At 62.7% G+C, this 23237-nt stretch carries 27 protein-coding genes; 15 read left to right on the top strand and 12 right to left on the bottom strand.

Going from position 1 to position 23237, the window contains the following annotated elements; all coding sequences use genetic code 11:
* The first annotated feature begins 128 nt into the window (after nt 1-128).
* The 3 genes from ASG25_RS06445 to ASG25_RS06435 all read left to right on the top strand — a co-directional run bounded on the left by ASG25_RS06445 (nt 129) and on the right by ASG25_RS06435 (nt 2810).
* Entirely contained in the window at nt 129-554 is a 426-nt protein-coding gene (locus ASG25_RS06445) for a helix-turn-helix transcriptional regulator (RefSeq protein WP_062470808.1), read from the top strand.
* Between the two features lie 218 nt (nt 555-772).
* The gene (gene metK / locus ASG25_RS06440) at nt 773-2014 is read left to right on the top strand and encodes a methionine adenosyltransferase (protein WP_062470806.1); all 1242 of its coding nucleotides are present in this window, start codon (nt 773-775) and stop codon (nt 2012-2014) included.
* Nucleotides 2015-2093: 79 nt separating this feature from the next.
* The gene (locus tag ASG25_RS06435; protein WP_062470803.1) at nt 2094-2810 is read left to right on the top strand and encodes a tRNA (guanosine(46)-N(7))-methyltransferase TrmB; all 717 of its coding nucleotides are present in this window, start codon (nt 2094-2096) and stop codon (nt 2808-2810) included.
* A 21-nt stretch (nt 2811-2831) separates the two neighbouring features.
* On the opposite strand, the gene ASG25_RS06430 is transcribed toward ASG25_RS06435, so the two are convergent.
* The 3 genes from ASG25_RS06430 to ASG25_RS06420 all read right to left on the bottom strand — a co-directional run bounded on the left by ASG25_RS06430 (nt 2832) and on the right by ASG25_RS06420 (nt 4711).
* Nucleotides 2832-3725, bottom strand: coding sequence for a DMT family transporter (locus ASG25_RS06430; RefSeq protein ID WP_062470800.1), 894 nt, complete (start codon nt 3723-3725; stop codon nt 2832-2834).
* A 158-nt stretch (nt 3726-3883) separates the two neighbouring features.
* Nucleotides 3884-4141 (bottom strand): DUF1150 family protein, encoded by a 258-nt coding sequence (locus ASG25_RS06425; protein WP_062470796.1) that lies wholly within the window; start codon nt 4139-4141, stop codon nt 3884-3886.
* A 141-nt stretch (nt 4142-4282) separates the two neighbouring features.
* Nucleotides 4283-4711 (bottom strand): Hsp20 family protein, encoded by a 429-nt coding sequence (locus ASG25_RS06420; RefSeq protein WP_062470793.1) that lies wholly within the window; start codon nt 4709-4711, stop codon nt 4283-4285.
* A gap of 222 nt (nt 4712-4933) precedes the next feature.
* Between ASG25_RS06420 and ASG25_RS06415 the strand changes: the two genes are divergently transcribed.
* Complete coding sequence (locus ASG25_RS06415) at nt 4934-5878, top strand: nucleoside hydrolase (RefSeq protein WP_062470790.1); 945 nt, start codon at nt 4934-4936, stop codon at nt 5876-5878.
* A gap of 86 nt (nt 5879-5964) precedes the next feature.
* Here the strand turns inward: ASG25_RS06415 and ASG25_RS06410 are convergent, their stop codons facing one another.
* From ASG25_RS06410 to ASG25_RS06400, 3 genes are all read right to left on the bottom strand, one after another.
* Nucleotides 5965-6285, bottom strand: coding sequence for a hypothetical protein (locus tag ASG25_RS06410; protein ID WP_062470787.1), 321 nt, complete (start codon nt 6283-6285; stop codon nt 5965-5967).
* A gap of 107 nt (nt 6286-6392) precedes the next feature.
* A complete protein-coding gene (locus tag ASG25_RS06405) occupies nt 6393-7292 on the bottom strand; it encodes a ribokinase (RefSeq protein WP_062470784.1) in 900 nt (299 codons plus the stop codon).
* A gap of 62 nt (nt 7293-7354) precedes the next feature.
* Nucleotides 7355-8572: a DNA recombination protein RmuC gene (locus tag ASG25_RS06400; protein ID WP_062470781.1), complete on the bottom strand. Its 1218-nt coding sequence runs from the start codon at nt 8570-8572 to the stop codon at nt 7355-7357.
* A 143-nt stretch (nt 8573-8715) separates the two neighbouring features.
* Between ASG25_RS06400 and def the strand changes: the two genes are divergently transcribed.
* The 3 genes from def to truA are packed head-to-tail and all read left to right on the top strand — an operon-like array spanning nt 8716 to nt 10975.
* Nucleotides 8716-9240, top strand: coding sequence for a peptide deformylase (gene def, locus ASG25_RS06395; protein WP_062470776.1), 525 nt, complete (start codon nt 8716-8718; stop codon nt 9238-9240).
* Nucleotides 9241-9295: 55 nt separating this feature from the next.
* Nucleotides 9296-10231: a methionyl-tRNA formyltransferase gene (gene fmt, locus ASG25_RS06390; RefSeq protein ID WP_062470774.1), complete on the top strand. Its 936-nt coding sequence runs from the start codon at nt 9296-9298 to the stop codon at nt 10229-10231.
* The gene (gene truA / locus ASG25_RS06385) at nt 10232-10975 is read left to right on the top strand and encodes a tRNA pseudouridine(38-40) synthase TruA (protein WP_062470772.1); all 744 of its coding nucleotides are present in this window, start codon (nt 10232-10234) and stop codon (nt 10973-10975) included. It abuts the gene before it with no gap.
* A 19-nt stretch (nt 10976-10994) separates the two neighbouring features.
* On the opposite strand, the gene ASG25_RS06380 is transcribed toward truA, so the two are convergent.
* The gene (locus ASG25_RS06380) at nt 10995-11594 is read right to left on the bottom strand and encodes a hypothetical protein (protein WP_062470769.1); all 600 of its coding nucleotides are present in this window, start codon (nt 11592-11594) and stop codon (nt 10995-10997) included.
* Nucleotides 11581-12831, bottom strand: a complete 1251-nt coding sequence (gene dapE, locus ASG25_RS06375) for a succinyl-diaminopimelate desuccinylase (RefSeq protein WP_062470768.1) — start codon at nt 12829-12831, stop codon at nt 11581-11583. The genes ASG25_RS06380 and dapE overlap by 14 nt, the downstream gene beginning before the upstream one ends.
* A gap of 115 nt (nt 12832-12946) precedes the next feature.
* Here dapE and ASG25_RS06370 point away from each other — a divergent pair, with 115 nt between their 5' ends.
* The 4 genes from ASG25_RS06370 (at nt 12947) to ASG25_RS06355 (ending at nt 16673) form a co-directional block, all read left to right on the top strand.
* A complete protein-coding gene (locus tag ASG25_RS06370; RefSeq protein ID WP_062470767.1) occupies nt 12947-13225 on the top strand; it encodes a metal/formaldehyde-sensitive transcriptional repressor in 279 nt (92 codons plus the stop codon).
* Nucleotides 13222-14256 carry a CDF family Co(II)/Ni(II) efflux transporter DmeF gene (gene dmeF / locus ASG25_RS06365; RefSeq protein ID WP_062470766.1) on the top strand — a complete coding sequence of 345 codons (1035 nt, stop codon included), beginning with the start codon at nt 13222-13224 and terminating at the stop codon, nt 14254-14256. Before ASG25_RS06370 ends, dmeF begins: the two co-directional genes overlap by 4 nt.
* Nucleotides 14257-14362: 106 nt before the next feature.
* The gene (locus ASG25_RS06360) at nt 14363-15403 is read left to right on the top strand and encodes an aldo/keto reductase (protein ID WP_062472297.1); all 1041 of its coding nucleotides are present in this window, start codon (nt 14363-14365) and stop codon (nt 15401-15403) included.
* A 118-nt stretch (nt 15404-15521) separates the two neighbouring features.
* Nucleotides 15522-16673 (top strand): HAMP domain-containing sensor histidine kinase, encoded by a 1152-nt coding sequence (locus ASG25_RS06355; RefSeq protein WP_062470765.1) that lies wholly within the window; start codon nt 15522-15524, stop codon nt 16671-16673.
* A 28-nt stretch (nt 16674-16701) separates the two neighbouring features.
* Here ASG25_RS06355 and dapD read toward each other — a convergent pair whose 3' ends face one another.
* Entirely contained in the window at nt 16702-17559 is an 858-nt protein-coding gene (gene dapD, locus ASG25_RS06350; RefSeq protein WP_062470761.1) for a 2,3,4,5-tetrahydropyridine-2,6-dicarboxylate N-succinyltransferase, read from the bottom strand.
* A gap of 164 nt (nt 17560-17723) precedes the next feature.
* Between dapD and ASG25_RS06345 the strand changes: the two genes are divergently transcribed.
* Both ASG25_RS06345 and ASG25_RS06340 read left to right on the top strand, forming a co-directional pair.
* Entirely contained in the window at nt 17724-18623 is a 900-nt protein-coding gene (locus ASG25_RS06345) for an LOG family protein (RefSeq protein ID WP_062470758.1), read from the top strand.
* An 89-nt stretch (nt 18624-18712) separates the two neighbouring features.
* Nucleotides 18713-19129 (top strand): pyridoxamine 5'-phosphate oxidase family protein, encoded by a 417-nt coding sequence (locus ASG25_RS06340; RefSeq protein ID WP_062470755.1) that lies wholly within the window; start codon nt 18713-18715, stop codon nt 19127-19129.
* 97 nt (nt 19130-19226) lie between these two features.
* Here ASG25_RS06340 and ASG25_RS06335 read toward each other — a convergent pair whose 3' ends face one another.
* From ASG25_RS06335 to argB, 3 genes are all read right to left on the bottom strand, one after another.
* Entirely contained in the window at nt 19227-19745 is a 519-nt protein-coding gene (locus ASG25_RS06335; RefSeq protein WP_062470752.1) for an EF-hand domain-containing protein, read from the bottom strand.
* 179 nt (nt 19746-19924) lie between these two features.
* The gene (locus ASG25_RS06330) at nt 19925-20638 is read right to left on the bottom strand and encodes a pyrimidine 5'-nucleotidase (RefSeq protein WP_062470749.1); all 714 of its coding nucleotides are present in this window, start codon (nt 20636-20638) and stop codon (nt 19925-19927) included.
* 53 nt (nt 20639-20691) lie between these two features.
* Nucleotides 20692-21579 (bottom strand): acetylglutamate kinase, encoded by an 888-nt coding sequence (gene argB / locus ASG25_RS06325; protein WP_062470746.1) that lies wholly within the window; start codon nt 21577-21579, stop codon nt 20692-20694.
* A gap of 237 nt (nt 21580-21816) precedes the next feature.
* On the opposite strand from argB, the gene ASG25_RS06320 reads away from it, so the two are divergent.
* Complete coding sequence (locus ASG25_RS06320; protein WP_162241359.1) at nt 21817-22560, top strand: anti-sigma factor; 744 nt, start codon at nt 21817-21819, stop codon at nt 22558-22560.
* Between the two features lie 135 nt (nt 22561-22695).
* On the top strand, nt 22696-23190 hold the full coding sequence (gene msrB / locus ASG25_RS06315) for a peptide-methionine (R)-S-oxide reductase MsrB (RefSeq protein WP_062470740.1): 495 nt from the start codon (nt 22696-22698) through the stop codon (nt 23188-23190).
* Nucleotides 23191-23237 lie beyond the last annotated feature (47 nt).

The following is a 23237-nucleotide window of genomic DNA, read 5'->3' as shown; positions in this document are numbered from 1 at the left end:
TAGTGACGCTGCCGTCGATGTCACCTATGCGCGAAGGGTGCGAGCCGGACTGTGTGGCATGGCATATGGTGTGCACTTTGCAACGGCCGAAGTACGGGCGGAGTCACTTCGAAGAATAGGAACCCACAATGATTGAGAATAAGAAGAAGCCCAATCCGATCGACATCCATGTCGGAAGTCGGATCAGGCTCCGCCGGACAATGCTCGGAATGAGTCAGGAAAAGCTGGGGGAGGCCCTTGGCATTACCTTCCAGCAGATCCAGAAATACGAAAAGGGTACGAACCGCGTCGGTGCAAGTCGCCTTCAGAACATCTCCGCTATTCTCAATGTCCCGGTTTCCTTCTTTTTCGAAGACGCGCCGGGCGATGCCGGGGCTGGCAGCGGCGCCTCCGGGATGGCAGAGGCGTCCAGCTCGAATTATGTGGTCGATTTTCTCTCGTCGTCGGAAGGTCTTCAGTTGAACCGGGCTTTCGTCAAGATCGGCGACCCCAAGGTTCGCCGCAAAATTGTCGATCTCGTCAAGGCGCTCGCAGCGGATGCCGAGGTCGAGTAGATCGCACACATCTTTACTGAAAGGAGCGGCTTACGAGCCGCTTTTTTTATGTCGCGAACGGGGTCTTCAACTCCGGTTTCTTTCCCGCTACTGGCCCGACATCGAAACTTCAGCTGCATTTGTTGATATAAAGATATATTTATGTCCTTGTGCGCTTGTTTTTTACAGGCATACTTACTACACCGTCGAAGCCTGTTTTCACTGAGGGGACGTCCCGCATGCGTGCTAACTATCTGTTTACATCCGAATCCGTGGCCGAAGGGCATCCCGACAAGGTATGCGACCGGATCTCGGACGAGATCGTCGATCTGGTCTACCGCGAGGCTGCAAAGACGGGTGTCGATCCCTGGGGCGTGCGCATCGCCTGCGAAACGCTTGCGACCACCAATCGGGTCGTGATCGCCGGCGAGGTTCGCCTGCCGCCAAGCCTCATGAAAAAGGACAAGAACGGCAAGGACGTCATCAATCCGGCCAAGTTCAAGACGGCCGCCCGCAAGGCCATCCGCGAAATCGGCTATGAGCAGGAAGGCTTTCACTGGAAGACCGCCAAGATCGACGTGCTGCTCCATTCGCAGTCGGCCGATATCGCGCAAGGCGTCGACAGCGCCGCCGACAAGCAGGGCGACGAAGGTGCCGGCGACCAGGGCATCATGTTCGGCTACGCCTGCCGCGAAACCGCAGACCTGATGCCGGCTCCGATCTATTATTCCCATCGCATCCTGCACCTGCTGGCGGCTGCCCGCAAAAAGGGCGAAGGCGATGCCGGCAAGCTCGGCCCGGATGCCAAGAGCCAGATCACGGTGCGGTACGTCGACGGTCAGCCGAAGGAGGTCGCCTCCATCGTGTTGTCGACCCAGCATCTCGACGAGACCTGGGACTCGGCCAAGGTACGCGACGTCGTCGAGCCCTTCATCCGCGAAGCACTGCACGACATTGAGATCGCTTCGGACTGCAACTGGTACATCAACCCGACCGGCAAGTTCGTCATCGGCGGACCGGACGGCGACGCAGGCTTGACGGGCCGCAAGATCATCGTCGACACCTATGGCGGTGCTGCGCCGCACGGCGGCGGCGCCTTTTCCGGCAAGGACACGACCAAGGTCGATCGCTCGGCGGCTTACGTCGCCCGCTATCTCGCCAAGAACGTGGTCGCGGCCGGTCTTTCGGACCGTTGCACGATCCAGCTCTCCTACGCCATCGGCGTTGCGCAGCCGCTCTCGATCTATGTCGATCTGCACGGCACCGGCAAGATCAGCGAGGACGAGGTTGAGGCGGCAATCCGCAAGACGATCGACCTGTCGCCGTCCGGCATCCGTCGGCATCTCGACCTGAACAAGCCGATCTACGCCAAAACGTCGTCCTACGGCCATTTCGGTCGCAAGGCGGGTCGCGACGGGTCCTTTTCCTGGGAGCGGCTCGATCTCGTGAAGCCGCTGAAGGATGCGCTGAAAGCCGCCTGAGGCGTTTCGGTCCGCCGGATTTTGTGACAAGAGAACGGATGCCTCACCGGCATCCGTTTTGTTTTGGAGACGTCAGCGCATGACAGACAAGCGCCCCGCCGGGTCCCCGACCCGGGCCACAGAGGCCTTTTTTGGCCGTCGCAAGGGAAAGCCGCTGCGGGCGAGCCAGGCGGCGCATCTCGAGAATGACCTGCCGACCTTGCGTCTAGATCTCGGCGCCGCAGCGCCGAACGATCTCCGGAGCCTCTTCCCGGACGAGGTGAAGCGGATACGGGTGGAGATCGGGTTTGGTGGCGGGGAGCATCTGATTCATCGCGCCGTCGAGCAACCCATGACCGGCTTCATCGGCGTGGAGCCCTTCGTCAATTCCATGGCGAAACTCGTCGGACGGATTGATGAGGTCGGTGCGCGCAACATCCGGCTGTATGACGACGATGCAACGCAGGTTCTCGACTGGCTGCCGGCGGAAAGCATCGACCAGATCGATCTGCTCTATCCCGATCCCTGGCCAAAGCGGAAGCACTGGAAACGCCGGTTCGTGTCCTCGGTCAATCTCGACCGCTTTGCCCGCGTGCTCAAGCCGGGCGGACTCTTCTGCTTTGCATCCGACATCGACAGCTACGTCAACTGGACGCTGCTCCATTGCCGCGACCACGCTGCCTTCGACTGGCCCGCCCGCAATGCCAGCGACTGGCTGACGCCTTACGAGACATGGCCAAGCACGCGGTACGAGGCAAAGGCGCGTCGCGAGGGGCGCAGCTCCGCCTACCTCACCTTTGTCCGGACCGGGGCTTGAGCGAGACCGGTCAGGGATAGCTCAGGCGACAGGCTTCAGGTTCGGTTTTCGGCCGAAGGGTAAAAGGCCCAATACAAGGGCGCAGCCGGCAACGATGATGACAGCGCCGAGCATCTGCATGGGCGCGATGGGCTCGTTGAGGGCTAGTGCGCCAACGAGGACGGCGACCACGGTGACGGCAAATTCGACACTGATGGCGCGCGTCGCGCCGATCGAGGCGACCAGTCGGAAGTAGGTGACATAGGTCAGGGCGCTCATCCCGCTGCCCAGCACGACGAGGGCACCAAGATCCGTCCACGAGAGCAGGGCCGGTACGGGCACCGCGAGCAGCAGAGGCAGGGTCATCAGTCCGCCGGAGAGGAACGCGCCAATCGTCACCTCGAGCGATCCGATGCCTTGCAGGTGGCGGCTCGCATAATTGCTGCCGAAGGCGGCGCAGAAGGCGCTGAACAGCGAGGCGGTACATCCGAGCAGAAAATCGGGCGTGATCGGCACGGCGGGAAAGCCGACCAGAAGCACGATGCCGAACGTGCCGCTGACGAGACCGAGCAGCCCTTGCGTCCGCATCGGCTCCAGCTTCCAGAGATGCGCGATGACCATGGAAAAAAGAGGGATCGCGGCCACCAGAATGGCAGCCATCGCCGTTCCGATGCGCGGCGTCGCGTAGGAAAGCCCGATCAGCTGTCCGGCAACCGTGGTGGCGCCAACGATGATGAAGGGCCATCGCCGTGGGCCGAAGCAAAGCATCCGGCGACGAAGAGCGGCAAACAGAAGAAGGGTGCCGCCCGCGACGAAGCTTCGCAACGTGACAGCGCCGACCCAGCCGAACGCATGGACCACATGCAGAAGCACGAGGAACGAGAGGCCCCAGGCAAAGGCGAGAAAGAGATAGGCAGCAAGATCCCGCGGTTTCATGAACCCCCGGTTATCCCAAGGGCAGCACGACGGCAAAGACTTTTCCGGTGGAGGATGTCAGGACGCCGCATTGGCCTGTGGTCGGTGCAGCGGCGTCGTGGGCCGGATGGGTCAGGGGCAATGCGCGATCTGCTCGCTGTCGACCCACCGGCCTTCGATTAGTGCAGTGTTACCGTCTTCAGGTCGTCTTCCGCCGCCTTGAAAAACGTGCTGGACCGGTTATCGGTGAGAAGAATGGGCGTGCCGTCGGCGCCGAACAGCGCCCAGAGATCGAGACCGGGTTCCATGCTGGGAGCTTCTGGAAAGCAGCGCGAGACCTCATCAGAGCGCATTTTCCGGATGTAACCGACTTCACCTGCACCGAGATGTGCCAGGTCGGTTTTCGACAAATGGCTGCTGATGTGTTTCAATCCCATGAACTCTCTCCTCGTTGTCGCACGAGCCTTCCCTTGGGAAGGACCACGCGACATAAGATTATGTTTTCACGCGAGGATTGGCGAAATTCGCAACCAGGGTCGCCAGCCTTGCAGCCGGCCAAGTCACCCTTGCCGGTGCGCTCACTCTGGGACCAAAATGTTAATTTTCTTTACCATGCGGACAGGTTCTGGACGAATGAGATCGACGGAAAGCAATCCGTGGCGCAATTCCGCCTTCATGACCTCCATGCCCTCGGCAAGCACGAACATGCGCTGAAACTGGCGCGCGGCGATGCCGCGATGGAGATAGTCACGCTCCTGCGTTTCTGTCTGGCGGCCACGGATCACCAGCTGGCTTTCCTCGATCGTTACATCCAGGTCGTCTTCCGCAAAACCGGCGACGGCAAGCGTGATCCGGAGGCGCTCGGGTTCATCCGGTCCGGAACTGCGCACGCGTTCGATGTTGTAGGGAGGATAGCCGTCATTGCCCCTGGCGACGCGTTCGAGCGTCTTTTCCATGGCGTCGAAGCCCAGCATCAGCGGACTCGTAAAAGGCGTCAGGCGGCTCATATCTCGTCCTTGCAAACCTCAAGCGACCGATACGCGAACCCGAGGTCGGCGTTCGCGCTCGACATATGGGGTGCCTACGGATCGCGCGCAAGCGGCCTGCGCCTTTCCTCCTGCAAAACACGCATCTCCCGTGGCCAACGGGAAAGCATGCGCACAGCGCTTACGGGGCGGAGGGAATCGTTCTATGCAGGACGGCAAAAGACAGAAGGATAGGAGTTCGCCGTGGCCGCACCCGCCAAGATCATCATCGATACGGATCCCGGACAGGACGACGCCGCCGCGATCATGCTGGCGCTCGCAAGCCCCGACGAACTCGATGTCGTGGGGATCACCACCGTTGCTGGCAACGTGCCGCTGAGCCTGACGTCCCGCAATGCGCGGATCATCTGCGAATTGTCGGGCCGGCCCGACGTGAAGGTCTACGCCGGTGCCGAAAGACCGCTCGTGCGCGCGCTTGTCACGGCCGAGCACGTGCACGGCTCCACCGGGCTCGACGGAACAGTGCTTGCCGAGCCGACCATGCCACTTCAGGACATGCACGCTGTCGACTTCATCGTCGAGACCCTGCGTGCCGAGCCGGCGGGCACTGTCACGCTTTGCACGCTGGGAGCCCTCACGAACATTGCGCTCGCGCTGCAGAAGGCGCCGGATATCGCGGGGAAGGTGAAAGAGCTTGTGATGATGGGCGGCGGCTTCTTCGAGGGCGGCAACATCACGCCGGCCGCCGAGTTCAACATCTATGTCGATCCCGAGGCTGCGGGAGTGGTCTTCAAGTCGGGCATGCCGATCGTCATGATGCCGCTCGATGTGACGCACAAGGTTCTAACCTTGAAAGCGCGCGTCGACCGGATCCGCGCCATCGGGCGTCCCGCTGCGGTCGCAATGGCGGAAATGCTCGATTTCTTCGAGCGTTTCGATATCGAGAAATACGGCAGCGACGGTGGTCCGCTGCATGACCCGACGGTGATTGCCTACCTTCTCCACCCGGAGCTTTTCTCCGGCAGAGAGTGCAACGTGGAGATCGAGACGGAATCCGCCCTGACGGCCGGAATGACGGTGGTCGACTGGTGGCAGGTCACGGGCCGCCCCCACACCGCCAAGGTCATGAAGGATGTCGATGCGGACGGCTTCTTCGATCTCCTGACGGAACGCCTCGCCCGTCTCTGACCGGCGTGCCCCAACGCCAAAGCCGCGCGCCTTTTCGGGACGCGCGGCTTTGTGGTCTGTTCTCTGATGATCCCGACCGGACGGTGTCAGCGCCACCAGGACCGGGGCTCGGGCTCGCTGGACGACCCCAGGATATAGCCGACAGCAACGCCGATCGCCGTGGCAAGCACCACGACGCTCGCAATGCCAGTCGGGTGTTCGCGCGCGACGTCCGCCACAGCGCGACCTTCGGCCTTCACTTGGGAAACGGCCTTCTTCGCGTAGGGAGCGGCGGCCTCATAGGCTTCGGAGGCCTTGTCGAGCGTGTCGCTATAGGCACGCGCGCTCTGCGACGAGACGATCTTCGTCAGACGTGCGACTTCGTCGCGCAGCGCGCGGACATCTTCATTCGAGGAATTCAAAGACATTTCGGGTTCTCCTTGTCGATCATCGGCTAAACTCCGACCGACAAGAATTGGTTCCGGTGCCGGCGGCGGGCCCGCACCCGTGGAAACCCGCAATTCTGTCACGGACCTCAGAGCGCAGCGTCGACCATGCTTGCCAACGGGATGGCCGGCTGAGCGCCCGGCTTCAGACAGGCAAGGGAGCCCGCAACAGCCGCACGTCGCAAGGCCTTCTCGAACGACAGCCCGGCATCCAGTCCGGCGGCCAGATAGCCGCAGAACGTATCGCCTGCGCCCACCGTGTCGATCGGCTCGATCACGAGGCCTGCAGCCGTGTACATCTCGCCTTCATGCATGGCGATCACGCCGTCCGCGCCAAGGGTCACGATGACCGTCTGACCCGTTTCGGCGCTCAGCGCCTGGATGGCAGACTGGCGTTCCTCCGGCGAAAGCCGGTCCCGTCCGGCGAGACGTTCGAATTCGGTTTCGTTGGCCACCACGATGTCGGCCATGCGTCCGAGCGCCGCGGCATGCTCGGTCAGAGGCGCAATGTTGATGATCGAGCGCACGCCGCGCTCGCGGGCGGCAAGAAGTGCGCCTTCGACCGCCGCTGCCGGGACTTCCAGTTGCAAGACAAGGGTGTCCTGCGGCGTCATCGTCTCGATGGCGGCCAGCGCATCCGCCTCGTTGACCGTCTCGTTCGCGCTGGAGACGACGACAATCACGTTCTCGCCGTCCCCGCCGACCAGAATGTGGGCGGTGCCCGTCGGTTCGCTCGCGGTCTTTACCAGCGACAGATCGGTGCCTGCCTCCTTCATCAGGCCGAGCGCGGATTCGGCAAAGGAGTCCCAACCGACGGCGCCGGCCATGCGAACGCTGGCGCCGGCGCGTGTTGCGGCCAGTGCCTGGTTTGCCCCCTTGCCGCCGGCGGCTGTCGTGAAGCTGTTGCCCGTCACCGTTTCACCCGGTTTCGGCAAGCGTGCCGTGGTGGCGATAAGGTCCATGTTGATGGAGCCGAAGACGGTGATCATGCAGTGCCTCCCGAATACGCCGCATCCGGCGGCGTGTGTAAGCCGGACACTGCCCGACGGCCTCAGTCTTCGTCAACCACTCTGAGCTTCAGCGACCCGGCGCGGCTGCCGGGGGCTGGCGTCGATGGCGAAGCGCCACCTTCGGCCTGCTCGGACGCTGCGCTCCGATTCTCCTGAAGTTCCAGGGCTTCGATCTTCGCGCCCCGGCGCTTCAGCTTGTCGGAGGAGATCAGGATATCGTCGACATCCTTCTGTGTGGTGGTGAAATGGCCGTGCAGCTTGCGGACCCGCTCGTCGAGACGCCCCAGATCCTCCATCAGCCGCACCACCTCCGCCTGGATCAGATGGGCCTGTTCACGCATGCGGTGGTCGCGCAGTATCGCTTGGATGACCTGGATGGACAGCAGAAGCAGAGACGGCGAAACGATGACGACGCGCGATCGATGCGCTTTCTGGACGATGCTCTCGAAATGCTCGTGGATGTCGGCAAAGATCGACTCGGACGGGACGAACAGGAAGGCCGTCTCCTGCGTCTCGCCCGGGATCAGGTATTTCCCGGCGATGTCCTTGATATGCACCTCAAGGTCACGGCGGAAAAGCAGCGACGCCTGCCGCTTGAGGTCGGGCGACTGTGCGGCCCGCATGGCGTTCCAGGCCTCCAAAGGAAACTTCGCGTCGATTGCCAGGCCGGGCTGGCCGTTCGGCATATGGATGATGCAGTCGGGTCGGGACGCGTTGGATAGCGTCGCCTGAAACGCGTAGGCTCCCTGCGGCAACCCATCGGCAATGATCGTTTCCATGCGCCCCTGTCCGAAGGCGCCGCGGGTCTGCTTGTTGGCGAGGATCTGCTGCAGTCCGGCCATGTCCTTGGCCAGCGACTGAATGTTCGTCTGCGCCGTGTCGATCACGGCCAGCCGTTCCTGAAGCGTGCGCAGGTTCTCGTGCGTCTGGCGTGTCTGCTCGGTGATCGAGGCGCCGATCCGTTGCGTCATGCCGTCGATACGCTGATTGATCGACTGGTTCAGTTCGTACTGCCGCGTGCCGAAGATGTCGGCGATGGCGGCGATTCGCCCCTGCATTTCGGTTTGCGCCTGAATGAGCGCCGCCATCTGCGCCTGCGCCGTCTCCGACGTCCGGGCAGCGCGCCGGCGAAGACCGGCGACGATCGCAAGACAGACGACGGCCGCCAGGCCGACGAAGAGCCAGGCGATGATGGTCGGAGAGAGGCCTGTTGCAGACAAGACGGCCAGCAGCGTATCCAGCAGATAGGAGGAGGTCATGGCCGGACCCTAGCAAAATTCACGGCAAAGACCAGATCAAATCATGAACATCTCCGCCGTCGGTGGTGGTTTCTGCGCGAAAATGCCGGTAAATCGCGCTGCGACGAATTCCATACCCCGAAAAGATCGGCTATCACGACGCGATGACGATCAAGCCTCTTATCATCCTTCCCGATCCCCTGCTCCGCCAGGTATCCGCGCCCATCGAGCGGATCGACGACGATGTTCGACGCATGGCCGACGACATGCTGGAAACCATGTACGACGCCCCCGGCATCGGGCTTGCGGCGATCCAGGTCGGCCTTCCCCGCCGCATGCTGGTGATCGACATCGCCAAGGAGGGCGAAGAGAAGGCACCCCAGGTCTTCATCAACCCGGAGATCCTGACATCGTCGGACGAGCGGTCGGTCTACGAGGAAGGTTGCCTGTCGATTCCCGACTATTACGCCGAGGTCGAGCGTCCGGCCGGCATTACGCTGCGATATCTCGATCGCGACGGTCATCCGCAGGAAATCGCGGCCGATGGCCTTCTCGCCACTTGTCTGCAGCATGAGATCGACCACTTGAACGGTGTGTTGTTCATCGATCATATCTCCAAGCTGAAACGCGAGATGGTGGTGCGCAAGTTTACCAAGGCCGCCAAGACCCGCGGTTCGAAAACCATCTGATCGACGCGGGCCGCCGTCAGCCGCGGGCCCGACCGCGCTCTCGAGGGAGGCCATCATGTCGCTGCGCATCATCTTTATGGGAACGCCGGACTTTTCCGTGCCGACGCTCGCCGCGCTCGCGCAGGCCGGGCACAAGATTGCCGCCGTCTACACGCAACCGCCGCGTCCCGGTGGACGGCGCGGGCTCGACCTGCAGAAGTCTCCCGTGCATCAGGCCGCAGAACTGCTCGGCATCGAGGTCCGCACGCCACTCAACTTCAAGGCCGAGGAAGATCGGCAGGCATTTCGCGCACTCGATGCCGATGTCGCCGTGGTGGTTGCTTATGGCCTACTTCTGCCGGAAGCCATCCTGTCGGGCACGCGGCTCGGCTGCTACAATGGCCACGCCTCTCTCCTGCCGCGCTGGCGCGGTGCGGCACCCATCCAGCGCGCGATCATGGCGGGCGACCGTGAAACCGGCATGATGGTGATGAAGATGGAGAAGGGCCTGGATACCGGCCCCGTCGCCCTTACCAGTCTCGTCACCATCGGCCCGGATATGACGGCAGGCGACCTGCACAACACACTCATGGTGCGCGGCGCAGCGCTGATGCGCGACGCGATGGAGAAGCTGGAAGCGGACGAACTGCCGCTGACCCCGCAGCGCGACGAGGGCGTTCTCTACGCGGCAAAGATCGCCAAGGGCGAAACACACATCGATTTCACCAAGCCGGCGCAGGAGGTTCATGACCACATTCGCGGCCTGTCGCCCTTTCCGGGCGCGTGGTTCGAGCTCGACGTCGCCGGCAAGCGCGAACGCGTCAAGGTTCTCGCGTCCACGGTGGAGACGGCGCGCGGCGAGACGGGGACGGCCGTTTTCGACGACCTGACGATCGCCTGCGGGGACGGCTCGATCCGTCTGACGCGGTTGCAGAAGGCCGGCGGCAAGGTCTTGCCCGCCGACGAATTCCGGCGCGGCACGCCGATCCCCGCCGGCACGAGGCTTCTCTGAATGCCTCGCTTTCGACTGCTTGTTGAATATGACGGGTCGTCCTACGTCGGCTGGCAACGTCAGGACAACGGGCGCTCCGTTCAGGGTGCCATCGAAGGCGCGGTCCTGCGGCTGACGCGCGAGACCGTTGCGGTCCGCGGGGCGGGCAGAACGGATTCAGGGGTCCACGCCCGGGGGCAGGTGGCCCATGTCGACCTTTCCCGCGACTGGCCGCCGGAAACGCTGCGTAATGCCCTGAACGCCCATCTCGGCCAGCATGGCGAGCGGGTCGCGATCCTCGATGCGCAAGCCGTGCCGGACACGTTCGACGCGCGCTTCTCGGCCCTTCGCCGCCATTATCTCTACCGCATCATCTGCCGACATTCGCCTTTGGCACTCGAGGCGAAGCGTGCCTGGTGGGTGGTGAAGCCGCTTGATGCCGGCCTCATGCATGCAGCCGCCCAGACCCTTGTCGGCCGGCACGATTTCACCACCTTCCGCTCCGTCCACTGCCAGGCCAACAGCCCCGTGCGCACGCTCGACCGTCTCGACGTGACGCAGGACGGCGTCGTGATCGAGATCCGCGCGACGGCTCAGAGCTTCCTGCACAACCAGATCCGCTCGCTGGCGGGCACCCTGAAGATGGTGGGCGAGGGCAAGTGGCCGGTCGAGGGGGTGCGTGCGGCGCTCGACGCGCGCGATCGCAAGGCCTGCGGGCCCGTTGCCCCGCCGGACGGGCTCTACTTCATGCAGGTGGACTACTGACCGGTCGCGTGGCGGCGGCTTAAATCGGCAGGAGACCGAAGCTGCGCTGCATCGCCTCGCCGATCATCAGCGAGGGTAGAATGAAGAGCGCCGACAGCGTGGCGGCGAGCAACGTCTGGTCGCCGCCCGTGATCACCTTGAGCACCCTGAAGATCGCGATAATGATCGCGACGAGCGCCATGAGGGAAAGCATGCCCGTCAACCCGTCGCTGTCGGGGATGACCAGCCGTATGGCGGCGGGGACGGCCATGCCGTAGAAAGTCGGGATCGACAGCCAGTTGGTGACGACGATGATGGCGCCCAAGGCCTGTCCGTAGCCAAGCGGTCGGGCAAGAACCACGATCAGCAGGATCGGCAGGATCCACGTTGCGACATCGACGATGAAGAGCTTGGCGATGAAGGCGAGACCTGCGGTCGTCCCCTCGGGCATATTGATCAGGTAGAACATCCGCCACGCCGACCAGCTGACAGCCATCGCTGGCAGGCACCACAGGATGGCTGCAAAGGAACGCCAGACGCCGGCGGCGCTGAGATCCAGCCAGTCGAAGCCCTCAGGCTTGCCGAGCACCAGCATCCAGACGCCCTTGAGATAGATGCCGATGTCCTCAAGCTGCGGCATCGTTGAACCAGCGCTCGAGAAAGGCAAGATAGATGCGGGTCAGGGTCTCCAGATCCGCAACCGAAACCCGCTCGTCCACCATGTGCATAGTCTGGCCGACCAGGCCGAATTCCACCACCGGGCAATGATCCTTGATGAAGCGCGCATCCGATGTGCCGCCCGTCGTCGAAAGCGCCGGCTGCCGGCCCGTGACCGCCTCGACGGCCGACGAAAGCGACGAAATGAGCTGGTTGCTGCGCGTGAGGAAAACGTGGCTGGGCCGCTCGCTCCACGTGAGATCGTAGCGGACGGGATCGCGGCCCGGACGCAACGGGCCATGCGCGGCCGCCCGATCGAGCCGCGTGATGATCTCGCCCTTCAGGCTGTCAGCGTCCCACGTGTCGTTGAAGCGGATGTTGAAGCGGAATGTCGCGCGTGCCGGGATCACGTTGACGGCGGGATTGCCGACGTCGAGGCTTGTGACCTCGAGATTCGATGGCTGGAAGTTCTCGGTGCCCGCGTCGAAAGGGGGGTCCATGAGAGCTGCCGCAAGCTGCAGCGCACCCCGCACAGGGCTGTCTGCGAGATGGGGGTAGGCGGCATGACCCTGAACGCCATGCACGGTGACCGTGCCCGACAGGGATCCGCGCCGGCCGATCTTGATCATGTCCCCAAGCTGGTCGGGATTGGTCGGTTCGCCCACGATGCAAGCATCCCAGCGTTCACCACGGGCCGTCGCCCAATCGAGCAGCTTTGTCGTGCCGTTGATGGCCGGGCCTTCCTCGTCGCCCGTGATCAGCAGCGAAATCGCGCCGTTCGGTGTCCCATGCTGGCCGACAAAACGGGCGACGGCGGCGATGAAGCAGGCAATGCCGCCTTTCATGTCCACCGCGCCGCGACCATACAGCATGCCGTCGTCGATAACCGCGGCGAAGGGAGCGTGCGTCCAGGCCGCTTCGTCACCGATCGGAACGACATCCGTATGGCCGGCAAAGAGCAGGTGCCGTCCCTCGGATGACGCGTCTGCGCCCCCGAGGCGTGCGTAGAGATTTTCTATATCGGGTGTTCCCGCTTCCTGGGCGAGCACGCGGTCGACGGCAAAGCCGAGGGGTGCCAGCATCTCCTCGAGTACGCCGAGCGCCCCGCCCTCGGCCGGGGTGACCGAAGGGCAGCGGATCAGCGCCGCAAGATTGGCAACGGGATCGTGAGATGGGGGAAGGGCGGAAGGGTCGAGGGAGGTCGGATCGGCAAGGGACATGAAGACAGCCTGTTGATTCCGGAAAGATGTAGCCGATCGCTCCACCGCTGTCACGGCGGTTCGCGACAGGGACGCGGATTGCAATTCGGGTGAATATAGGGTAACCCCCTATGCTATGTCGCACCTGTCGAAGAGCAAGACCAAACTGATCGCCCGCGTCCGGCGCCTGAAGGGGCAGCTGGAGGCAATCGAACGTGCGCTGGAAGCGGAAGAGCCCTGTGGTGTCGTGCTCAACCAGGTGGCTTCCGTTCGCGGCGCCATGAGCGGACTGACGGCCGAGCTGATCGAGGATCATATCCGCAACCATGTGAGCGATCCGGACCAGGATGACGATCCGGAGCGCGCCCGCGCCGCGGCAGAGCTGATCGACGTGATGAGGATCTACCTGAAATGACCGAAAGCCGTCTGTCGAATCCCCATCACCACGTCTTTCTCGGGCAGGACCACGAACGCAACGAACGCCGGACCTGGATCGTCATCGGACTGACGGCCGGGATGATGGTCGCCGAGATCGTCGCCGGGACCGCCTTCGGCTCCATGGCGCTGGTGGCCGATGGCTGGCATATGTCGACCCACGCCGCTGCCATGCTCATCACGGCTCTTGCCTATGTCTACGCCCGCCGGAACGCGCGGAACCCGCGCTTCACCTTCGGCACCGGTAAGTTCGGAGACCTCGCCGGCTTTGCCAGCGCCATCGTTCTCGCGCTGGTTGCCATGTTCATTGCCTGGGAAAGCATGCTGCGGCTGTGGTCCCCGGTTGATATCGATTTCCGTCAGGCCATTGCGGTGGCTGTCCTCGGCCTTCTCGTCAATCTGCTGTGCGCCTGGCTGCTCGGCGGGCACCATCACGGGCACGGACACGACCATCGGCACGGGCACGACCATGGGCACGGACACGACCATGGACATGAGCACGATCATGAACATGAACATCCGCATGGCGGACACCCGCACGATCATGCGCAGCAGCATCATGATGCCCGGCGCCATACGGACAACAATCTCCGCGGCGCTTATCTGCACGTGCTTGCCGATGCCCTGACGTCGGTTCTGGCGATCGCTGCGCTCGTTCTCGGCAGCCTCTATGGTTGGCTCTGGCTCGATCCCGCCATCGGCATCATCGGCGCGCTCGTCATCGCCCGCTGGTCCTTTGGTCTCCTGCGCGACAGCGGGTCTGTGCTGCTCGACTACGTACCTGCGGGAGAGCGTCTCCCCGACGATATCCGGAGTGCCATCGAGGGTGGCGACGTGAGAATTACGGATCTGCACGTCTGGCAGCTCGGACCCGGCCATCACGGCGCGATCGTCGCCCTGAAGGCAACAAGGCCGATGCCATCATCCTTCTATCGCGCCAAGCTCGCACATCTTGCCGAGCTGTCGCACGTTACGATCGAGGTCGAGCCGACAGAAACCCAGGCGGCGTGAGCGGCTGTCCGGCATTGCTGGACCTCTGACGGCTTTGCGCTAGCTTATGGGCCGAATCGCACGGTTCAACGACGGACGCGATTCGACAGATAGGATGGAGCAGACCATGCGCTACAATCAGCTTGGCAATACCGGCCTCTTCGTTTCCGAGCTTTGCCTGGGAACGATGACCTTCGGCTCGGCGGACGATCCGCGCTGGGGTCCGATCGCGGACGTCGACCAGGATGCCGCCGATCGCATCGTCGAGCGCTCGCTGGCCGCCGGCATCAATTTCATCGATACGGCCGACGTCTATTCCTTTGGCCAGTCGGAGCGGCTGCTGGGTCAGGCGCTGAAGAACAATGCGGTTGCGCGCAAGGATGTCATCATCGCCACCAAGGTCTATGGCGTGATGAGCGGCAAGCCCAATGATCGCGGTGCGTCACGGGGCCATATCATGGACTCGGTGGAGGCGAGCCTTGAGCGTCTGCAGACCGACCATATCGACCTTTACCAGATTCATGCCACCGATCCCGTCACGCCCATCGACGAAACCCTGCGCGCATTCGACGATCTCGTTTCTCGCGGGCTTGTCCGGTACATCGGGGTGTCGAACTGGCAGGCGTGGCGGATCGCCAAGGCGCTTGGCATCTCCGAGCGCAAGGGCTATGCACGCTTCGACAGCCTGCAGGCCTATTACTCGATCGCAGGTCGCGACCTGGAACGCGAACTCGCTCCCTTGCTCCTGGAGGAGAAGATGGGCCTGATGGTCTGGTCGCCGCTCGCCGGCGGGCTGCTTTCGGGAAAATATGGCCCGGGTGCGCCTGGTAACGGCGACGGCCGCCGCGCGACCTTCGACTTTCCGCCCGTGGACAAGGACCGCGCCTGGGCCTGCGTCGCCGCCATGCGCGACGTTGGCGAGAAGCATGGGATCAGCGTTGCCGAGGTTGCGCTTGCCTATATCCTGGCCAAGCCCTTTGTCAGCACCGTCATCATCGGTGCCAAGAGGATCGAGCAGCTGGAACAGAACCTGAAGGCCACCGACGTCCGGCTTGACGCGGGTGATCTCGAAAAGCTCGATGCGGTCAGTGCGCTGGCACCGGAGTATCCGGGCTGGATGCTGGAGCGGCAGGCCACGAACCGGCGTCCTGATCCCTTCAAGCGTTAGATATCACGACAGCGACGGGGCCTCGCAGGCGTTCTGCGCCCCGTCGCGCCCATTGCTTGCGGGATTGCGAAAGGCTACTTTCGCGATCCGTCAAACCCTTTGTTCCGAGAGTGTACCGTTGCCCGATCTGGCCGCCGAATCCGTCGAACTGGTCTCCAAGATCGATGCCGTCCCGAAAGTTCTCGATGTCGTCTGTCGCGTAACGGGGATGGGCTTTGCCGCTGTCGCCCGTGTCACGGAAGACCGGTGGATTGCCTGCGATGTTCTCGACAAGATCGACTTCGGTCTTTCTCCTGGCAAGGAACTGGCCATCGAGACGACCATCTGCAACGAGATTCGCGATCACCGCAAGGTGGTCATCATCGAGCACGTTGCCGAGGATCCGGACTTCGCCCATCACCACACGCCGGCGCAATATGGCTTTCAAAGCTATATTTCGGCGCCGATCCTTCTCTCGGATGGCTCCTTCTTCGGGACACTCTGCGCAATCGATCCGGCGCCGAACAAGCTGAACACGCCTGAGATCGTCGACATGTTCCGGCTGTTCGCCGAACTGATCGCCTTCCACGTCGATGCCCGCCGCAAGATGGAGCAGGACCGCCAGGCCAACGAGCTGCGCGAGCAGTTCATTGCCGTTCTCGGCCATGATTTGCGCAATCCCCTGGCCTCGATCGATGCGGGCACGCGCATGCTTGCCCGAACGGAGCTCAGCGACAAATCCAAGACGGTGGTCGATCTCATGCGTGCCAGCGTCGTGCGCATGTCAGGCCTCATCGACAATGTTCTGGATTTTGCACGCGGACGCCTGGGTGGCGGGCTTGCCGTGGAGCAGGCCGAGCGCGTACCGCTACGCCCGGTTCTGGAGCATGTCGTTGCCGAGCTCAGCATCGCCAATCCGGGCCGGCCGATTGAAACGGATTTCAGCGATTGCCTCGTGCGTTGCGATGAAGGCCGGATGGGTCAGCTCGTGTCCAACCTCGTCGCCAATGCTCTGACGCATGGAACTGCCGATCGTCCGATCCGGGTCAGGACCGCGCAAGTCGGGCGCGAGTTCGTCGTCTCCGTCACGAATTCCGGCAAGCCGATCCCGCATGCGGTACAGCGGGACCTGTTCAAGCCATTTGTGCGTGCCACGGTCGAGCACGGCCGCGAGGGTCTGGGGCTCGGGCTCTATATCGCCTCGGAAATCGTCAAGGCCCATAACGGCACGATCGAGGTGACGTCGAGCGCGGCGGAAACCTGCTTCACCTGCCGGATTCCGCTGAGTTAGGCAAAGTTGCTGCCGTGCTGGGCGACGATCAGTCGCGCAGCAGCTCGTTGATTCCGGTCTTCGAACGGGTCTTCTCGTCGACGCGCTTGACGATCACGGCGCAATAGAGGGCCGGGGCCGGCTGGCCGTTGCCCATCAGCTTGTCGGAGGCCAGTGCCCCGGCAACGACGACGGAGTAGGGCGGGACTTCACCATAGGTGATCTCGCCTGTGGCGCGATCGACGATCCGGGTCGACTTGCCGATGAAGACGCCCATGCCGAGGACGGAGCCTTCCCGGATAATGCAACCCTCCACGACTTCCGAGCGGGCGCCGATGAAGCAATTGTCTTCGATGATGGTCGGACCCGCCTGCATGGGCTCGAGAACGCCGCCAATGCCGACGCCTCCCGACAGGTGCACGTGGGCGCCGATCTGCGCGCAGGATCCGACGGTGGCCCAGGTATCGACCATCGTGCCTTCGCCGACATAGGCGCCGAGGTTGACGAAGGACGGCATCAGGATGGCGTTCGGCGCGATGTAGGCCGAGCGGCGCACGACGCAGTTGGGTACGGCGCGGAAACCGGCATTCTCGAATTCGTTTGCACTCCAGCCGTCGAACTTGGAGGGAACCTTGTCCCACCAGGTCGACCCGCCCGGGCCTCCCTTGACGATCTCCATCGGGTTAAGACGGAAGGACAGAAGAACCGCCTTCTTCAGCCACTGGTTGACCGTCCAGTTGCCATCTGCTCCGCGTTCCGCAACACGCACCTTGCCGCTGTCGAGAAGGTTCAGGGCCGATTCCACGGCATCGCGAATCTCGCCTTTCGTGCCGGTCGTCACCGTATCGCGGTTGTCGAAGGCGGTCTCGATCGTGGAGGCGAGAGAGGCAAGATCGTGGGAGGTCATCGCAAATCCTAAAAGCCGGGCTGTATCCAACGCTGTAGAGCATGATGCCCGAGATTTGAAGCGTTTTTCGGTTGCGGTGCGCCGGGAGGCACGGTCTATGTCTCGATCGGACATGATGAGATTCGCCGGTCGCTGCCGCGGCAGGCGTGGGAGACGAGATCCTGATGACACGGATGAAGAAGCGGAATTTGCGGCGCAAGGATGGGGTCTGGGACCCCCTTGCAGACAGCGCCCAGGCGCGCGCCCGCGCGGCAAGCGTCGAAAAGACGCCGCAGTCCCTCTCGCCGTCCTACCGTCTGGCCTATGCCGACGAAGACTTTCTGTGCCGCGAGGAATTGCGGCCGATCCGCCTGCAGCTCGAACTGCTGAAAACGGAGATGATGCTCGCGGAGCGCGGCATCACGTCCACGGTGGTCATGTTCGGTGGTGCGCGTATCCCCGAGCCCGGCAAGGATGCATGGGCAGCCAAGAACGAGACCCAGCGCGCAAACTTGACGGCAGCTTCGGTCTATTACGACGAGGCCCGCAAGTTCGCACGGCTCTGCTCGGAGCATTCGGCCCAATCGGATTTCAAGGAATTCGTCGTCGTCACCGGTGGGGGCCCCGGTGTGATGGAGGCCGGCAATCGCGGGGCGGCCGATGTCGGCGCGCCGTCGATCGGGCTCAACATCGTCCTGCCGCACGAACAGGCGCCGAACCCCTACGTCACGCCGGAGCTCAGCTTCAATTTCCACTATTTTGCAATCCGCAAGATGCACTTCCTTGTGCGTGCCAAGGCCGTGACGGTCTTTCCGGGCGGCTTTGGAACGCTCGATGAATTGTTCGAAACGATGACGCTGATGCAGACCGGTCGCATGGCGCTGGTCCCCCTCATCCTGTTCGGGGAGAAATTCTGGCGCTCGATCGTCGATTTCGATGCGCTTGCCGCATTCGGCACGATTGCGCCTGGCGACGTCGATCTCATCCAGTTCGTCGATACCGCCGACGAGGCTTGGGACATCATTGCCCGCTTCTATGGCAGCGTCGATCCTGCATCCCTGCCGCTCGCCTCCGGCGAACGATAACGCGTCTGCGCGCACACGATCGGACGATGCGCGAAGCAACAAGTTGGACGGGCCCGCGTTCTCCTCTGTCACCAAGAGGAGATCCATCCATGACGAACAAGGCCCTGTCCGATCTCGCCGAAAAGATGCGCGACATCGATATCTGCATGCTCTCGACCCATACGGACGGCGGTGCAATCGCCGGTCGTCCGATGAGCAACAATCGTGAAGTCGAGTACGACGGCACGTCGTTCTATTTCACGCTGGAAGACACGCGCACGGTCGACGATATCAAGGCCGATCCCAAAGTCGCTCTGGCCTTTCAGGGCGCCAAGGCGTTTCTGGTCGCCGTCGAAGGCAAAGCCGATCTGATCCGGGACAAGGAAGCGTTCAAGGAGCACTGGTCTGCGGATATCGACAAGTGGTTTGCCGACGGCATCGATACCAAGGGTCTGGTGCTGATCAAGGTCGTTGCCGAACGGGCCCATTATTGGGATGGCGAAGACGAAGGCGAAGTCACGCTGTAAACCTGATCGAGCAGGCGAGCCACGAATGAAAAATGCCCCGTCGCCGGGGCATTTCCATTTCTCGGATGCGGATTTTTTAGGTCCGTGCCGAACCGGATCAGATCTTGCGGGTCAAGTCGGCTGCGTCGATAAAGCCATCCGCGTTCGTGTCCCGCATCTTGAAGCGCTTGTCCGCAGCGACCGTCACCTCGGCAAGCGACAGTGAGCCGTTCTTGTCGGTGTCGGCGCGCTTGAATATCCGCTGGCTCATCGCCGGCAGCATGGCCGGTCGCATCTCCTGCAGCTTGGCGCGCAGTTCCTGACGTTCCGGACCCTTGTCCGCCTTGCGCATCTCGGCGCGGGCCGCCTTGATGGCGTCGCGCTTGGCCTTCACCTCGTCCGGCGTGACCTGCCCGTTCTTGTCTGCATCGAAGGCGGCAAAGACGCGCGATGCGGCGGCATCGGCCTCGGCACGAGAAACCTTGCCATCCTTGTCGGTGTCCAGTCTCTTGATCATCCATTCGGCACGCTGTTCGCGCGTCGGGCCATCATGCTTGGCGGCAAACGATGGTGTCGCAAGGGCAGATGCGGCGATGGCCATGGCGGAGAGGCCGAGGATAAGGGTTTTCTTGGTCATGAGTCGTCCTTGTCTTCTCGCACGCGCCAGCAGCCCGACAGGCGGGATATGGCCACGTGCTGTGTCGGGGAGCGGTGCCGTTTTATGGGGGCGGCTGACCGCAGCGTGTCGTCCCTGAAGACAAGGATAGAGAATACGTTGCCGGGTGCCAGTTAAACTTCGGTAATGAAACCGGACGGCTAGGCCGAAGGCACGAGCTGCTTCAGGAAGCCTGCAAGGTCTTCCGTCACGAAGTCGATATCCGTGTTTCCGTCCTCGCTCTGTTCCCAGGCTTCCGCAAACGCGTATTCGAAGTTCTGCGGGACCAGAAGAACGGTCGTCATGCCCAAGGCCTTCGGCACCGCAAGATTGCGCGGCAGATCCTCGAACATGGCGGCATGTCGGGTATCGACGCGGTTGAGGCTCATGAACTTGTCGTAGGTTGCGCCGGCGGGCTTCGGAACGTAGTCGGCCGCGACGATGTCAAAGATGTCGTCGAAGTGATCGAGGATGCCGAGCGCCCGGGCAGCCATTTCGGCATGCACCACCGTCCCGTTGGTGAAGATGAACTTGCGCCCCGGCAGAGCCTTGATTGCCTCGCCCAGAGCCGGATCGGACGGAATGACATTATAGTCAATCGCGTGGGCCTTCTGCAGGAAGTCGTTCGGGTCGATGCCGTGGTGGACCATCAAGCCCTTCAGTGTCGTGCCGTGATCGCGATAATACTGCTTCTGCAGGATCTTGGCTTCGGCCGGCTCCATCTGGAGCAGATCCGCGACGAAAGCCGTCATATTGCTGTCGATCTGCGAAAACAGATTGACGCGGTGCGGATAGAGCGTGTTGTCCATGTCGAACACCCACTCGGTGACGTGGGCGAAATCGTCGATGGTCGGCAGTCTGTCAATGGAGCGCATGCCCGCCTTATGCCATGCATGGACGGGCCTGCCTACCGTGAAAACGCTCAGCCTTACGGAACGATCAGTGTTCCCGCGCCATGCTCCGTGAAGATCTCGAGCAGTACCGAATGGGCCGTCTTGCCGTTGAGGATGACGACGCCTTGGACGCCGGCCTTGATGGCCTCGATGCACGTCTCGACCTTGGGGATCATACCACCGGAAATCGTGCCATCGGCGATCAGGGCCAGGGCCTCGGACACGGAGAGTTCCTTGATCAGATCCTTGTTCTTGTCGAGCACGCCGGGAACGTCGGTCAGGAACAGGAGACGCGTCGCGTTGAGCGCGCCGGCAATGGCGCCGGCAAAGGTATCGGCATTGATATTGTAGGTCGCGCCGTCGCGGCCGGGCGCAACCGGGGCAATGACGGGGATCATCTCGGAACGCGCCAGGAGGTCGAGCAACGTGCGGTCGACCTCGACCACCTCGCCGACGAAGCCGAGATCGAGAACCCGCTCGATGTTGCTGTCGGGATCGATGATCGTCTTCTTGGCCTTTTCCGCAAAGACCATGTTGCCGTCCTTACCGCAGAGGCCGATCGCCCATTCGCCCGTCTGGTTGATGAGCGCGACGATCTCCTTGTTGATCGATCCGGCAAGCACCATCTCGACGATCTCGACGGTCTTGGCATCGGTGACGCGCAGGCCGCCCTCGAATTTGGATTCGATGCCCATCTTGCTGAGCATGGCGCCGATCTGCGGGCCGCCACCGTGAACGACGATGGGGTTGACGCCGGACTGCTTGAGAAGGGCGATGTCGGCGGCGAAAGCCTTCCCGAGTTCCGGGTCGCCCATGGCATGTCCGCCATATTTCACGACGATCGTCTTGTTCTCATAACGCTGCATGTAGGGCAGGGCCTGGGCAAGAAGACGGGCCTGGATTTCGCTTTCAGATGGGGACATGTCGGAAACCTTCGGGATCGATGCGGATGCTGTTTAGCGCAAGTCTTTTCGCGGGGGAATGATCGGGAGGCAAGATAACGGCATGATGACAGCCGGAAAGTGCAACGCGTCGCGTCGTCACGGGGGCGAACATGAGCCTGTGGCGTAAAAGCCATGGAAAATGCGTCGAACCATGCGTATGATCCCGACGATCATCCGCTTGGCATGGCCGCGGTTCTAGGCGAGCACATTGACATCATGACGACAGAAAATGCGAAGAGTGGCGATTCCCGCCTCGATCAGGTGATTGCCGGCGAATACGTGCTGGGCGTTCTTTCCCCGGAGGATCGCCAGAAGGTCGAGGCGCGCATGACGCTCGATCGCAATTTTGCAGCCATGGTGGATCATTGGCGCAGCAACATGCTGACGGTCGACCAGACGCCGCGGCCGACCCGTCGCGCTCCGCGCCGCGTGTCTCCCTTTGCCGAGCCGCTGGCCGCGCGTCCCCGCCCGCAACGAGAGCGCGTCCCGGTCTTCAACGCGGCCATCTGGAATTCCGCTGCCTTCTGGCGCGGCGTTGCCTGCATTGCGGTCGTTGGGCTCGTGGCAACGGGTGTCTCGCAGACCGGTCTTTTTGCGGCATCGCCGACACGCGGCGTGGCCACGAGCCTCCCCCTCGTCGCAGGCTCCGATCTGGCGCTGACCGCCCGGTACGACAATGACAGCGGTCGCCTACGGCTGGCGCCGGTGGCTGCGGGTGCGAGCACGGCAGGCGTCGCCGACGCGAAGTCCATCCAGATTTGGCTGACGCCCGAAGGCAGCGAACCCGTCTCTCTCGGGGTGGTCAACAGGAACAGCCACGGCGAGATCGTCGTGCCCAAGGCAGCACGGACCCGTCTGCGGGATGGTGCCCCGGTCATGGTCAGCCTCGAGCCGGCCGGCGGTTCCCCAACCGGCGCGCCGACGGGCAAGGTGCTCGCCAGCGGCATTGTCGGTCGTTGAGTTTTCGTGTTTGCGCCTGCGCTTAAACTTCGCGATCGATCCTCACGCGGGTTTGATCGGTCTGCTGCTTTCTGAATGGTGCCGACAGGCGTAGAACACCTCCCGTAGGCACTCTATGGCCTGCAAGGAGGTTTCATGCTCAGCCGTCGCTTCTTTCTCTTGACCGGGACAGCCGGTCTCGCCGCTTTTGCCTTGAAAAACCACGTCGCCCCGTCTGCCGCCGCCGAGACGTTTGCGGTTACGAAAACGGATGCCGAATGGAAGGCAATGCTCGGGGACGAGCAATACCGCATTCTGCGGCATGAAGACACCGAACGTCCGTTCACGAGCGCGCTCAACGAAGAGAAGCGCAAGGGCACGTTTCAGTGTGCCGGTTGCGCCTTGCCGGTCTATTCCTCGGAAACGAAATTCGATAGCGGCACGGGCTGGCCAAGCTTCTGGGAGGCGTTGCCGAATGCCGTGGGAACGCGCACCGATACGTCATTCATGATGGTGCGGACGGAATGTCACTGCAGTCGCTGCGGTGGGCATCTCGGCCACATCTTCGATGATGGCCCGAAGCCGACTGGCAAGCGACACTGCATCAACGGCCTGTCGATGACGTTCGTGCCGGGCACGGCGCCGGCCTGACAGTCCCTGTTGTTGGCCTTCCAGGCGCGGCGAACGGCCGCGCCTAG

Source organism: Rhizobium sp. Leaf384 (assembly GCF_001424065.1).
Lineage (GTDB): Bacteria > Pseudomonadota > Alphaproteobacteria > Rhizobiales > Rhizobiaceae > Ferranicluibacter.
This window is presented reverse-complemented; position numbering and strand designations above follow the sequence as displayed.